Here is a 12,970-nt window from a genome sequence, read left to right as displayed (position 1 = left end):
GCGGTTAAACACTCAGGAAACCACCCCATGAAAACTGCAATCAAGACCGAGCTGTTCGCCTCCAGAGCCCCTCTGGAATGGGCAGTGGTGGGCAATGGCACGCTCTACACCGCCCAGATACCCATCGATGCACAGGGGCAAGTCGTGGAAGGCGGCATCGAGGCGCAGGCCCGCCAGACACTGGACAACCTGCGCCATACCCTGGAAGCCGCCGGTAGCTCGCTGGATGCCGTGACCCAGGTGCTGATCTACGTGACCGACCGTAAATACCTGGCTACCGTCAACAGCCTGTATACCGACTATTTCCAGGCCCCCTACCCTAACCGCGCGGCGATCGTGGTGGCAGGGTTGGCCCGCGAAGAAATGCTGGTGGAACTGGTGGTTTACGCCTGCCTTCGAGGGCGTTGAGGTTTTCAGCGTCTGTACGATCGAGCGCCGCGCGGGCGGCGCTCGATATACGCATCACATACACCCCAAGACATGCACCCGGAACTCTTCCTTTTTTCCCCGCCAGGCACCGGCCCGTGCCCCATCTCGGTTCAAAACCCTCTCCCTGATCAAAACCGCCCTTTTTTGATGCATCGGCCAGAGCCCCCCGACAGCGCCGGTCCGCAATGCCCCTCGCATTTCCCGCATTCCCGGCACTGCCAAGCGTTTTCGGCACTGTCATTGCAAAGGCTGTTTGTGCGCAAGGCACAGGCAATCAAACGCAACAGAGGCTCACACGAGACACAGCGCCCATCAACCAGCAAGGCCACACCCAGAAGACCGCTAGAGAAACGCAATGAGCTGCCGGCGACGGCGGCAAGGAGTGGGTATGTCCCGGGCTTTTTTCAATGAAATGTACGAAGCGAACGGCAGTTGCCGCCCGCATTACCAGGAGTTCGCCCGCTGGCTGGCCAACACCCCGCTGGAGCTGCTGGAACAGCGCCGGCGCGAGGCCGACCTGCTGTTTCACCGTGCAGGTATCACCTTCACTTTGTATGGCGATAGCCAGGACACCGAGCGCCTGATCCCCTTCGATATCATCCCGCGCAGCATCCGCGCCAGCGAGTGGCGCACGGTCGAGCGTGGCTGTATCCAGCGAGTGCAGGCCCTTAACCTGTTCCTGCAGGACATCTACCACGACCAGCGCATCCTCAAGGCCGGCATCATCCCGCCTGAGCAGGTACTGGCCAACGAGGGCTACCAGATCGCCATGCAGGGCCTGGACCTGCACCGTGGGCTGTATGCCCATATCGCCGGTGTCGACCTGGTGCGTGACGGCGATGGCAGCTACTTCGTGCTGGAAGACAACCTGCGGACCCCCAGCGGCGTCAGCTACATGCTCGAAGACCGCAAGATGATGATGCGCCTGTTCCCCGAACTGTTTGCCGCCCAGCGTATCGCGCCCATCGACCACTACCCCAACCTGCTGCTGGACACGCTCAAGAGCGCCAGCCCGCTGGACAACCCCACTGCCGTGCTGCTCACCCCCGGCCGTTTCAACAGCGCCTACTTCGAGCATGCGTTCCTGGCCCGGGAAATGGGCATCGAGCTGGTCGAAGGTGCAGACCTGTTCGTGCGTGACGAGCATGTCTACATGCGCACCACGGCCGGCCCCCAGCAGGTGGACGTGATCTACCGCCGGCTGGACGACGACTACCTCGACCCGCTGTCCTTCAACCCTGACTCGACGCTGGGCGTACCGGGCCTTATCTCGGTTTACCGCGCCGGCAATGTGGTGCTGGCCAACGCCGTCGGCACGGGCGTGGCCGACGACAAGTCGATCTACCCGTATGTGGACGACATGATCCGTTTCTACCTGAGCGAAGAGCCGATCCTCAACAACGTGCCGACCTGGCAGTGCCGCAAACCCGCAGACCTGTCCCATGTGCTGGCCCACCTGCCCGAGCTGGTGGTCAAGGAAACCCAGGGCTCCGGCGGCTATGGCATGTTGGTGGGGCCAGCATCGACCAGCGCCCAGATCGAGGATTTCCGCGCGCGGATCAAAGCCCGCCCGCACGCCTATATCGCGCAACCCACCTTGTGCCTGTCGACCTGCCCCACCTTCGTCGACAGCGGCATCGCGCCGCGCCACATCGACCTGCGCCCGTTCGTGCTGTCGGGCAGCGAAACCCGCCTGGTGCCCGGCGGGCTGACCCGCGTGGCCTTGCAGGAAGGCTCGCTGGTGGTCAACTCGTCGCAGGGCGGCGGCACCAAGGACACCTGGGTGGTGGAGGACTGAACCATGCTTTCGCGAACCGCTTCCGACCTGTACTGGATGTCCCGCTACCTGGAACGTGCAGAAAACCTCGCGCGCATGCTTGAGGTCAGTTATTCGCTGTCACTGATGCCCCAGGCCGGGCGTAGCGACGGCCATGCCGAGCTGGCGATGTCGCTGCTGGCTTCTGGCACGCTGGACGACTACATCCGCCGCCACACCGAGCTCGACACCGAGCGCATGCTGCACTTCTTCGCCCTGGATGCGACCAACCCCAGCAGCATCTATTGCTGCCTGCAGGCCGCCAGGACCAACGCCCATGCGGTGCGTGGCCGGATCACCGCCGACATGTGGGAGAACATCAACGCCACCTGGATCGAAATGCGCAACATCGCCAGCAATGGGCTTGGCCGCTACGGCATCAGCCAGTTCTGCGACTGGGTCAAGGAACGCTCGCACCTGTTCCGCGGCGCGACATCCGGCACCATCATGCGCAACGACGCCTACAGCTTCATTCGCCTGGGCACCTTCCTGGAGCGCGCGGACAACACCCTGCGCCTGCTCGATGCGCGCTACGAAATGTTCGGCGAGGCCTCCGAAGAGGTCAGCGACAGCTCCGCCCGCGGCTACTACCAGTGGAGCGCCTTGCTGCGCGCGCTGACCTCGTACGAAGCCTTCAACGAGCTTTACCGCGCCGCGCCCAGTGCCCGGCCGGTGTCCGAGCTGCTGTTGCTGAGGGTGGACGTGCCGCGTTCACTGCATGCCTGCATCGAGGAGCTGGACCTGATCCTGGCCGGCCTGCCGGGCAGCAGCGGCCGCGCCGCCCAACGCATGGCCGCCGAGCTGAACGCGCGCCTGCGCTACACCGCCATCGACGAAATACTCGACGCAGGCCTCCACCCTTGGCTGAGCGACTTCATCGGCCGCATCAACCAGTTGGGCCAGGCCGTCCATCACTCCTACCTGGAGGTCGTATGAAACTGTCCATCCGCCACGACACCACCTACAGCTACGCCAGCGATGTGAGCAACAGCATTCAGTTTCTGCGCCTGACCCCGCGTAGCAGTGAACGCCAGCGCATCAATGATTGGCAACTGGACCTGCCTTGCAAGGTCAGGAGCCAGATCGACCCCTATGGCAACATCCTGCATGTACTGACCCTGGACAAACCCCATGGCCACCTGGCGCTGACTGCCCGCGGCCAGGTCGAGATCGACCCGGACTGCGAACACGAAGCCGAACAGCAGTCCCCCCTGCCCTTCCTGCGCGGCAGCCACCTGACCCAGGCCGATGGCGCGCTCATCGCATTTGCCGCCAGGCAATGCGGCAGCCACCGCGACCGGGCAGCGCTGATCGGGCTGATGCAAGGCCTGGCCGAGCACATGCCCTACAGCCCTGGGGCGACTTCGGTGGGCACCACGGCCATCGAAGCATTCAGCGGTGGCGCCGGTGTGTGCCAGGATCACACCCACGCCTTCCTGGCCTGCGCCCGCAGCCTTGGGGTACCGGCACGCTATGTGTCTGGTTACCTGTGCACCGAGGACGAACAGCACCTGGCCAGCCATGCCTGGGCCGAAGCCTGGGTTGACCAGGCCTGGTACAGCTTCGACATCACCAACCGCCTGACACGCCCAGAACGTCACCTGAAACTGGCAGTGGGCCTGGACTACCTGGACGCCTGCCCGGTCAGGGGCGTACGCCGCGGCGGTGGCGCCGAAGCGATGCAGGCCAGCGTCCACGTGCACCGCCAGTGACGGGTTTGCTGCAGGCCGATCTTGCCGCGCGTTTGCGGCAAGATCACCCCACACGCAACACAAGGGAAACCCCATGACTTACTGTGTCGCCATGCACCTGGAGGACGGGCTTGTCTTCATCAGCGACTCACGCACCAATGCCGGCATCGACCAGATCTCCACCTTTGCCAAATTGTTCATCTTCAGCGTACCGGGCGAGCGCCTGATCGTGCTGCAGACCGCCGGCAACCTGGCAACCTCGCAATCGGTGGTGAACCTGCTGCGCCAGCGTACCCAAGGCAGCGGCCCCCACCTGCAGAACGTTGCCACGCTGTACGATGCAACGGTGCTGGTTGCCGACACCCTGCGCGAAGTGGTCAGCCGAGACCGCAGCAAGCTGACGGCCGACATCGACCTGAGCAGCTCATTCATCGTCGGCGGCCAGATAGCCGGTGGGCCCATGGCCATCTACAACGTCTACGCGCAAGGCAACTTCTTCCAGGCCACGCCGGATACGCCGTTCCTGCAGCTGGGTGAAAGCAAGTACGGCAGGCCAATACTGGACCGTAACCTGGATTACCGCACGCCGCTTGATGAAGCGCTGCGCTGCGGCCTGATTTCGTTCGACTCCACCATCCGCAGCAACCTGTCGGTGGGCATGCCGCTGGACTTGCTGGTGTACCGCACTAACAGCCTGGAAAGCATGACGCCCAAGCGCATTACCAGCGACGATGCCTATTACCAGCAGATTCGCAGGCAGTGGAGTGACGGTCTGAAAAACCTGCTGGCCGAACTGCCAGCGCCGCCTTATGGCTGAATGAGCAAACTGTTCAGATCCTCTGGTGCCTGTACCGGCCTCTTCGCGGGCTCGCCCGCCCCCACAGGATCATCACAATCTTGAATACTTGCACAGTGCCTGTGGGAGCGGGCAAGCCCGCGAAGAGGCCATTACAGGCAACACGTCAGTGAAGCCAATGTGCAATATTCGAGACGCTGTGGGTTATCCTGCCCCCCTCACCCCTGTCACGAGGCTGTCATGTCGTCCGCTGCCACACCGGTGCAAACCCACCGCGCCGACCAAGACTCCCGCAATGCCGCCCAGGTGCTCAGCCTGTGCCTGCCCAGTGACGTTCTGCTCTACCTGCTGCTGCCGATGTACGCAGCCGATTTCGGCGTGACCCTGGCCGAGGCTGGCATTCTGCTGGCGGCCAACCGCCTGGTGCGCATCATCGGCTACGGCTGGGTTGTGCGCTTCTACGCTCGCCATGGTGACCGCGCGGCGTGCAGCCTTGCCGCCTTCGCCGCCGCCGTGTGTGCATTGGGCAATGCGGTGCTGGCCGGTTTCGCCGCGCTGCTGGTGCTGCGCCTGGTCTGGGGCCTGTGCTTTGCCACCTTCAACCTCAGCACCCAGACCCTCGCCACCGCTGAAGCACAAGGCGCGGCGCGGCGCGCCGGGCGTTCACGGGCGAGCATTTCCATCGGGCCAATGCTGGCCTTGCCGCTAGGCGCGCTGATGGCTCAGGCCTATGGCCCGCGCAGTGTGTTCTTTGTGCTCTGCATCAGTGCCCTGTTCGGGCTGTGGCGTGCGCGTGCCCTGCCCAGCACCGGCCACCCGGTTGCCAGCCGGGGTGGCCGACGCCTGCGCCTGCCAGACAGCATTGCCACCTGGTCCTTCATCGAAGGGGTGACCCTGGACGGCCTGTTCATTTTTGGCCTTTCGCTGTACGCACAAACCCACCTGGGTGAGTCCGGCGTGCTGGCAGCGGGTGTGCTGATGGCGGTGCGCTACCTGAGCGAAATGCTCTTCAGCCCCTTCGGTGGGCGCCTGGCCGACCGCTTCGGGCCGCTGCGCATGCTGGTAGTGCTGTCACTGGCCACGTCGATGGCGCTGCTGCTGTTTGGCAGCCACTGGCTGTTCATCGGCGCCTTCTTCGTACTGGTGCTGCGTGCCCTGCAACTGCCGCTGGTGATGACACTGGTCGCCCTGCGCAACCCGCAACAACGCATCCAGGCCTTGGCCGGCAATGCCATATGGCGCGACATCGGCGCCGGGCTCGGGCCGATGCTTGCGGGGGTATTGCTGCCCCAGGTACCGGCGATCTGGGCCTATGCCGGGGCGGCACTGGCGGTTGCGGTGGCAGCGTTGAATTGTGGCTTGTCGGCACGACATTGAGTGCCGGCGCCATGCATGACATGGGCTCACCTATGGGGTGAGGAGTGATCGTTTGAGTCGATCAAATCGCTGAAATCTAATGGGTGCAAACCAACAAGAAGCTCGCACGGAAGCGATCAGCGATAGAGATAACCACACGATGACTCCAACGTTCTCATTACTCGTCCTGGGCACTGCGATACTCCTGATCGTGGTCATGATCAGCAAGCTTAAAGTACACCCCTTTCTGGCCTTGATGGCCGCCAGCCTGGTAGTGGGTGTCGGCACCGGCATGGCACCCACGGCAATCGTGGCCGCCTTCGAGAAAGGCATGGGCAGCACGCTGGGTTTTCTTGCCGGCATCATCGGCCTGGGCAGTATCCTCGGCAAATTGCTGGAGGAATCCGGAGGCGCCAGGCGCATCGCCACCACGCTATTGAACAGGCTGGGTGAACGCAATGCTTCATGGGCAATGATGCTCGTCGGCTTCATCGCCGGCATCCCGGTGTTCTTCGAGGTTGGCTTTGTCCTGCTGATTCCGTTGATCTACGTGGTCGCACGGCAAACCCGCATCAGCATGCTGTACCTCGGCGTGCCGCTGGCCACCTCGCTGATGGTGGTGCACTGCATTCTCCCGCCACACCCGGCCGCCACGGCCATCACCGGCATGCTCAATGCGGATATCGGTACTGTCATCCTGTACGGCCTGATCGTTGGCCTTCCAACCGCTATCATCGCGGGCCCGGTGTGGGTTCGCTTTACCTGTAGACGCGAAGCCAGCGACTCCCAGCAGGCCTTTTTGTCTGCACGCACGGTGACCCCAGCAGAAGAACAGGCAATGCCCGCGTTCGGCATCACACTCACCACCGTACTGCTGCCGCTGGTGTTGATGGTGGGCAAAACATTGGCCGTCACGGTCCTGGACAAGGGCGCTGCACTGTACGAGTGGGTGGCCTTTTTGGGCAGCCCACTGATTGCCCTGACGTTGTCAGTGGTGTTTGCCTACTGGGCCCTGGGCTTGCGTCGCGGCCTTGATATGGCAGACCTGCTGAGCCTGACCCAGCGCTGTTTCCCTCCCCTGGCCGGCATTCTGCTGATCATCGGTGCAGGCGGTGCCTTCAATGACATGCTCGTGGGCAGCGGCATCGGCAAGGCACTGGCCGATGTGCTCAACCAGACGCAGCTCAACCCGATCATCCTCGCCTGGTTGATCGCCGGGATCATGCACTTTGCCGTTGGCTCGGCCACCGTCGCGATGATCAGCGCGGCCGGCATGGTCATGCCGATCCTTGGCCAGCACCCGGAATACAACCGGGAAATCCTGGTGATCGCCATCGGTGCCGGCGCCATAGGCTGGACCCACATCACCGACTCGGCGTTCTGGGTGGTGAAGGAATACCTGGGCCTTTCCCTGAGTGATGCATTGAAAAAATTCACTGCCGCGACAGTGCTGGCCTCGGTAGTCGCCTTGTGCCTGACCCTGCTCCTTTCAAAGATTGTCTGATCTACTCTGCACATACCGCACTACAGGTGAAATCATGATTCACGGAAAAACCCTGGAAGCCTGGCAACAAAGCCACCCGATCATCGCCGAGCTGGTTGCCCTGAAACAAACCAGCTGGTTCAACCCTGGCATCGCCAAGGCAGCAGAAGCCCTGCACGATGTGGGCCTTACAGCGGCCGACGTGCAAGCCACCAGCGCGCGGCTGCAACGGTTCGCGCCTTACCTGGCCACCGTGTTCCCCGAGACGGCAGCGGCCGGCGGGGTCATCGAGTCGCACATTACCCCGCTGCCACAGCTGCGCCAGCTGCTTGTCGAGGAAGGATCGCTGCAGAACGCAGGCAGCCTGTGGCTCAAGGCGGACAGCGACTTGCCGATCTCCGGTTCGATCAAAGCCCGGGGCGGCATCCATGAAGTGCTCAAGCACGCCGAGGACCTGGCCCTGGCTGCCGGCCTGATCACGCCAGCGGATGACTACACGAAACTGGCAAGCGACCAGGCCCGCGCATTCTTCAGCCAGTACAAGATCGCCGTAGGGTCGACCGGCAACCTGGGGCTATCGATTGGCATCATGAGCGCCAAACTGGGCTTCCAGGTGAGCGTGCACATGTCGTCTGACGCCAGGCAATGGAAAAAGGACAAGCTGCGTGCCAACGGCGTCACGGTGGTCGAACACGCCTGCGACTACAGCGTGGCGGTCGAGCAAGGCCGCCAGCAGGCGGCATCAGACCCCAGCTGTTACTTTGTCGACGACGAAAACTCCCCGCAGCTGTTTCTCGGCTATGCCGTGGCCGCCGAACGGTTGGCACGGCAATTCGAGCAGGCGGGTATCCAGGTGAACGCAGATCACCCGTTGTTCGTGTACCTGCCGTGCGGCGTAGGGGGCGGCCCAGGCGGTGTCGCATTCGGCCTGAAGCTGGTGTTCGGCGATGCGGTGCACTGCGTCTTTGCCGAACCCACCCACTCCCCTTGCATGCTGCTGGGGGTGTACACCGGCCTGCATGATGAAACCAGCGTGCAGGACTTCGGCATCGACAACATCACCGCCGCCGACGGCCTGGCGGTCGGACGCCCATCAGGGTTTGTCGGCAAAGCCATGCAGCGGCTTATCGATGGTTACTACACCGTGACTGACGAAGCCCTGTACCGCTTGATGGTAATTGCCCATGAGCAGGACAAGGTCAAACTCGAACCCTCTGCCCTGGCAGGCGTACCCGGTATGCTACGGGTGCTGCAAGCAGGCGAGTACCTGGCTCGCCAGGGCTTCACGCCAGCCCAGCTGCAGCAGGCTACCCACCTCGTCTGGGGGACGGGTGGCAGCATGGTGCCGGACGAGGAATTCAACGCTTATCTGGCGAAAGGGCGCAGCACGCAGGCTAGCCTGTAACCGCAATCAGTGAACTGCGCAGGAAGGATTGAACAATGAAAAAGCCCGGCGGCGGCGCCGTGAAACTCAATGGCTCGCACCTGGGCAGCCTGCATGTCTTTCTGGTGGCCGCACGGCACTTGAGCTTCTCACGCGCCGCCGATGAGCTATGCCTGACGGCCAGTGCCGTCAGCCATCGCATCAATCGCCTGGAAGATGAGCTGGCGCTCAAGCTGTTCCACCGCATGCCGCGCAAGGTCCGCCTTAGCGAAGACGGCGAGCGCCTGTTCGCGGTCATGCAGCGGACCATGGATGAGCTCAGCGAGGCCGTGCAGGAACGCGCTCACGCCGAGATCGCCGGCCAGCTGACGTTTTACGTTCGCCCCTCAGTAGCACAGTGCTGGCTGGTGCCGCGGCTGGCGCAGTTCACCGCCCGCTACCCTGATATTCAGCTGGATATCAGGGTGGGCAACGAGAGCATCGATTACCGCACACGCAAGATCGACCTGGTCCTGTGTTATTCGGATGGCCATCATCCCGGCCTGCAGAGCATTCACTTGATGAACGAGCGGATCGCCCCGGTGTGCTCCCCCCGTTACGCAGAAACCCATGCATTGAACGGCGACCTGCAACCGCTGGATCACTGCACCACCCTGCATGACGTAGCAGCCTGGGACAACGCTGCATTCGATGCAGAATGGCAACTCTGGGCGGACACCACAGGCGCTGGCGTCAGCCTTGCGCGCCGGTTCCTCACATTCGATCGCTCCGACCTCTGCACGCTCGCCGCCCTGAATCACGTAGGCATCGCCATCGGCCGGGAACAACTGGTCAAGGATCGCATTGCACAAGGTGAGCTGGTCTTGCCGTTCGGGGGGTTCGTCGACACCCCCCACTATGGCTATTACCTGGTCTACCCGCATCATGACCCGATGCCCAGACGCCTGCAGGTATTGATCGACTGGCTCGTGAAAGAGGCATGCACTGAACTTTAGGCGTGGCCCTGTCGCAATAAAAGGCCGCTCCCGCAAAGCACCAAGCAGGCCTGTGCCATGCCGCATGGGTTTACCCCAGCAACTGGCTCAATACCGCGCGCAATTTCCCAGGCTTGACCGGTTTGTTCAAAAGCGGCGCGCCCAGTTTTTGCAAGCCCCGCCGGCATTGATCGCTGCGGTCGGCGGTGATGATCACCGCAGGTATGGCGGTGGCAAAATGCTCACGCAAATACCTGACCACCTCGCAACCCACCACGCCATGGTCCAGGTGGTAGTCGGCCAGGATCAGTTCCGGGGCCTGCCCCTGCAAGGCCAGCAAGGCACCGGCCTGGTCGGTCGCGGTCACCACTTCGCAGCCCCACTGCCCAAGCAGCGCGCCCATGCTCTCGAGGATGCTCACTTCGTTGTCCAGTACCAACAGGCGGCGGCCCGGTAACGGGTTGCCGACGCTTGGCAGCGGCACAGCCTGGTGAGCGGCCAGCGGCACCTCTTTACCCAGCGGGACCTCGATGCTGAACACCGAGCCACGCCCCGGCCACGAACGTACCTCAATCCGGTAGCCGAGAATCTTGGCAATCCGCTCGACGATGGCCAACCCCAGCCCCACGCCCTTGCGATCCGCTGCGCGGCCGACGTCCAGTTGGTTGAACTCAAGGAAGATCGCCTGTAACCGGTCTTCGGCAATACCCCGCCCGGTATCCCACACTTCCAGCCGCAAATGGCCACCCCGGCGCCTTGCCCCCAGCAAGATCCGGCCTTCGTCGGTGTAGCGGCAGGCGTTACTGAGGAAGTTGCGCAGGATACGTGTCATCAGCCGCAGGTCAGTGCTGATGGCGCAGTCCGGGATGCGCGCATGCAGCTTGAGGCCTTGCGCATCGGCCACCGAGCGGAACTCCGAGACCAGGGGTGCGAACAACTCGTCGAGGCGGTACACGGCCACGTCCGGCTTCACCGCTGCCTGGTCGAGCCGGGAAATGTCCAGCAGGTCGGTCAGCAAGTCTTCGGCGCCCTCAAGAGCCTGGTGGGTACGCTCCACCAGCACATGCTCGGCCTCTGGCAATGGCCGCTCGCGCAACGTGGAGATCAGCAGGCGAGCGGCGTTCAGCGGTTGCAGCAGGTCATGGCTGGCGGCAGCGAGGTATTTGTCCTTGCTGCGGTTGGCAGCTTCTGCAGCATCGCGGGCCTCCAGCAATTCATCGGTACGCGCAGCAACCCGTTGCTCCAGCTCGTCATTGAGCTGTTGCAAGCGTTGCTGCGCCAGCTTGCGTTCGGTGATGTCGGCGACAAAACCCTCCACCAGGCCCTCCTGCCCAGGCTTGAGCAGCAGGTTCATCAGCACATCAAGGTGGCTGCCGTCCTTGCGCCGCAAGCGTGTTTCGTAGCCGTGCAGGCTGCGCTCACGGGCGAGAACCGCAGTAATCGCCTGCAACTCTTCGGCACCGCCGTCAAACAGGTTGGCGGCCAGGTCGGTCAGGGAAAACAGCACCGCTTGCGGGTCGTCGTAACCGAGCATACGCGCCAGCGCCGGGTTGGCGGCACGCATACCGTCTTGCAGGCTGGCCTGGAAAATCCCGTGCACGGCGTTTTCGAACAGCCATTTGTAACGGTTGCGTTCGGCTTCCAGTTCGTCAAGGCGGGCCGCCAGCTCCGGGTAATGGCTTTTGCGTGCCGAATGGTCACCCAGCCCCAACAGCCCGGCCAGCGCGCGCTGCTGTTCTTCAGAGGGCCTCGCCATAAACCACCTCGACATCACGCTGGCTCGACGCACGGGGGTTGGTCAGGATGCACGGGTCGCCCATCGCATGTTGCGACAGGAACGGAATGTCCGCCGTGCGCACGCCGTGCAGCCCCAGGGTTTCATGGAAACCGATGGCGTGTTTCAGCGCAATCAGGTGCTCCACCAGGCGCCCGCAGATCTGCCGGTGGTTAAGGCCGCGGCAATCAATGCCGAATACCTCGGCAATCACTTTGAAGCGCTCCGGCGCCGAGCTGTAGTTGAACGCCACCACGTGCTCCACCAGCACCGCGTTGCACAAGCCATGAGGCAAGTCGAGGAAGCCGCCCAGGCTGTGGGACATGGCGTGAACCGCACCCAGAATCGCGTTGGAAAACGCCAGCCCCGCCTGCATGCTGCCCAGCATGATCTTCTCGCGCAGGCCGATATCGGCCGGGTTGGCGATCATCTCTACCAGGTTGCCATTGATCAGGCGCATGGCTTCCAGCGCGTGGGGGTCGGTCAGCGGGCCGTGGCCGGTGGAAACAAAGGCTTCGATGGCATGCACCAGCGCATCGATACCGGTGCAGGCCGACAGGAACGGGTCCATGCTCAGGGTGGTTTGCGGGTCAATCAGTGAGACGTCCGGCACCACCGCCTTGCTGACGATGGAGAACTTCATGCGCTCCTGCTGGTTGGAGATGATCACGAACTGCGACACATCCGCCGAGGTGCCGGCCGTGGTCGGAATCAGGATCAGCGGCGGGCTGGGCACGCGAATCATGTCCACGCCTTCGAATTCGAGGATGCTGCGCCCGTGGGCAACCACGATGCCGATGGCCTTGCCGCAATCCATCGGGCTACCGCCGCCGACGGCGACGATCACGTCACAGTGGTTCTGCCGGTAGATCTCGGCGCCGAGCATCACCTCTTCGACCCGCGGGTTGGGCGACACGGCGGTATACAGGCAGTAATCAATGCCCTGGGCCTGCAAGCTGGCCTCCACGTCCGCCACCCAGCCGGCGGCGATAACGCCCGGGTCACTGACCACCAGCACCTTGCGGGCACCGAAGGTTTTCGCGTAATTGGCGACGTTATGCCGGCAGCCGGCACCAAAGATGATTTCAGGCGATACGAACTTGCGAAGCGGGCTGAAACTCTGGCTCATTGGCAAGCCTGTTCTTATTGTTCTGGAAGGTAACCGCCAGCGTAAAGCATCCCGCAGCGAAAGCAACCAGACCAATGAGCAGCACTGGCTCAGCCACGGGCAGTCAGAGGAACCGGCCACCGTAGTGGCCGGGTGGCA

At 63.0% G+C, this 12,970-nt stretch carries 11 protein-coding genes; 9 read left to right on the top strand and 2 right to left on the bottom strand.

The window, feature by feature from the left end; genetic code table 11:
- Positions 1-27: 27 nt before the first annotated feature.
- The 9 genes from ACK1VC_RS19815 (at position 28) to dsdC (ending at position 9,950) form a co-directional block, all read left to right on the top strand.
- Positions 28-408 carry a RidA family protein gene (locus ACK1VC_RS19815; protein WP_191087526.1) on the top strand — a complete coding sequence of 127 codons (381 nt, stop codon included), beginning with the start codon at positions 28-30 and terminating at the stop codon, positions 406-408.
- Between the two features lie 409 nt (positions 409-817).
- Entirely contained in the window at positions 818-2,227 is a 1,410-nt protein-coding gene (locus ACK1VC_RS19810; protein WP_016486198.1) for a circularly permuted type 2 ATP-grasp protein, read from the top strand.
- Positions 2,228-2,230: 3 nt separating this feature from the next.
- A complete protein-coding gene (locus ACK1VC_RS19805; RefSeq protein WP_016486197.1) occupies positions 2,231-3,181 on the top strand; it encodes an alpha-E domain-containing protein in 951 nt (316 codons plus the stop codon).
- On the top strand, positions 3,178-3,957 hold the full coding sequence (locus ACK1VC_RS19800) for a transglutaminase family protein (RefSeq protein ID WP_023049127.1): 780 nt from the start codon (positions 3,178-3,180) through the stop codon (positions 3,955-3,957). The genes ACK1VC_RS19805 and ACK1VC_RS19800 overlap by 4 nt, the downstream gene beginning before the upstream one ends.
- Positions 3,958-4,030: 73 nt before the next feature.
- The gene (locus ACK1VC_RS19795) at positions 4,031-4,753 is read left to right on the top strand and encodes a peptidase (protein ID WP_016486195.1); all 723 of its coding nucleotides are present in this window, start codon (positions 4,031-4,033) and stop codon (positions 4,751-4,753) included.
- Between the two features lie 219 nt (positions 4,754-4,972).
- Positions 4,973-6,109: an MFS transporter gene (locus tag ACK1VC_RS19790; RefSeq protein ID WP_016486194.1), complete on the top strand. Its 1,137-nt coding sequence runs from the start codon at positions 4,973-4,975 to the stop codon at positions 6,107-6,109.
- Positions 6,110-6,248: 139 nt separating this feature from the next.
- A complete protein-coding gene (locus ACK1VC_RS19785) occupies positions 6,249-7,592 on the top strand; it encodes a GntT/GntP/DsdX family permease (protein ID WP_016486193.1) in 1,344 nt (447 codons plus the stop codon).
- A 34-nt stretch (positions 7,593-7,626) separates the two neighbouring features.
- A complete protein-coding gene (locus ACK1VC_RS19780) occupies positions 7,627-8,976 on the top strand; it encodes a D-serine ammonia-lyase (RefSeq protein ID WP_016486192.1) in 1,350 nt (449 codons plus the stop codon).
- Between the two features lie 35 nt (positions 8,977-9,011).
- A complete protein-coding gene (gene dsdC / locus ACK1VC_RS19775; RefSeq protein ID WP_102688845.1) occupies positions 9,012-9,950 on the top strand; it encodes a DNA-binding transcriptional regulator DsdC in 939 nt (312 codons plus the stop codon).
- A 70-nt stretch (positions 9,951-10,020) separates the two neighbouring features.
- On the opposite strand, the gene ACK1VC_RS19770 is transcribed toward dsdC, so the two are convergent.
- Both ACK1VC_RS19770 and ercA read right to left on the bottom strand, forming a co-directional pair.
- Positions 10,021-11,685, bottom strand: coding sequence for a PAS domain-containing hybrid sensor histidine kinase/response regulator (locus ACK1VC_RS19770; RefSeq protein ID WP_016486190.1), 1,665 nt, complete (start codon positions 11,683-11,685; stop codon positions 10,021-10,023).
- Positions 11,669-12,832: an alcohol dehydrogenase-like regulatory protein ErcA gene (gene ercA / locus ACK1VC_RS19765; protein ID WP_016486189.1), complete on the bottom strand. Its 1,164-nt coding sequence runs from the start codon at positions 12,830-12,832 to the stop codon at positions 11,669-11,671. Before ercA ends, ACK1VC_RS19770 begins: the two co-directional genes overlap by 17 nt.
- Positions 12,833-12,970: the final 138 nt, after the last annotated feature.

Source organism: Pseudomonas sp. XP2 (assembly GCF_053557975.1).
This window is presented reverse-complemented; position numbering and strand designations above follow the sequence as displayed.

What these genes read in the sequence shown, in the direction of transcription:
- ACK1VC_RS19815 (WP_191087526.1), top strand. Translation starts at nt 28, where the DNA reads ATGAAAACTGCAATCAAGACCGAGCTGTTCGCCTCCAGAGCCCCTCTG.
- ACK1VC_RS19795 (WP_016486195.1), top strand. Translation starts at nt 4,031, where the DNA reads ATGACTTACTGTGTCGCCATGCACCTGGAGGACGGGCTTGTCTTCATC.
- ACK1VC_RS19800 (WP_023049127.1), top strand. Translation starts at nt 3,178, where the DNA reads ATGAAACTGTCCATCCGCCACGACACCACCTACAGCTACGCCAGCGAT.
- ACK1VC_RS19780 (WP_016486192.1), top strand. Translation starts at nt 7,627, where the DNA reads ATGATTCACGGAAAAACCCTGGAAGCCTGGCAACAAAGCCACCCGATC.
- dsdC (WP_102688845.1), top strand. Translation starts at nt 9,012, where the DNA reads ATGAAAAAGCCCGGCGGCGGCGCCGTGAAACTCAATGGCTCGCACCTG.
- ercA (WP_016486189.1), bottom strand. Translation starts at nt 12,832, where the DNA reads ATGAGCCAGAGTTTCAGCCCGCTTCGCAAGTTCGTATCGCCTGAAATC.
- ACK1VC_RS19810 (WP_016486198.1), top strand. Translation starts at nt 818, where the DNA reads ATGTCCCGGGCTTTTTTCAATGAAATGTACGAAGCGAACGGCAGTTGC.
- ACK1VC_RS19805 (WP_016486197.1), top strand. Translation starts at nt 2,231, where the DNA reads ATGCTTTCGCGAACCGCTTCCGACCTGTACTGGATGTCCCGCTACCTG.
- ACK1VC_RS19785 (WP_016486193.1), top strand. Translation starts at nt 6,249, where the DNA reads ATGACTCCAACGTTCTCATTACTCGTCCTGGGCACTGCGATACTCCTG.
- ACK1VC_RS19770 (WP_016486190.1), bottom strand. Translation starts at nt 11,685, where the DNA reads ATGGCGAGGCCCTCTGAAGAACAGCAGCGCGCGCTGGCCGGGCTGTTG.
- ACK1VC_RS19790 (WP_016486194.1), top strand. Translation starts at nt 4,973, where the DNA reads ATGTCGTCCGCTGCCACACCGGTGCAAACCCACCGCGCCGACCAAGAC.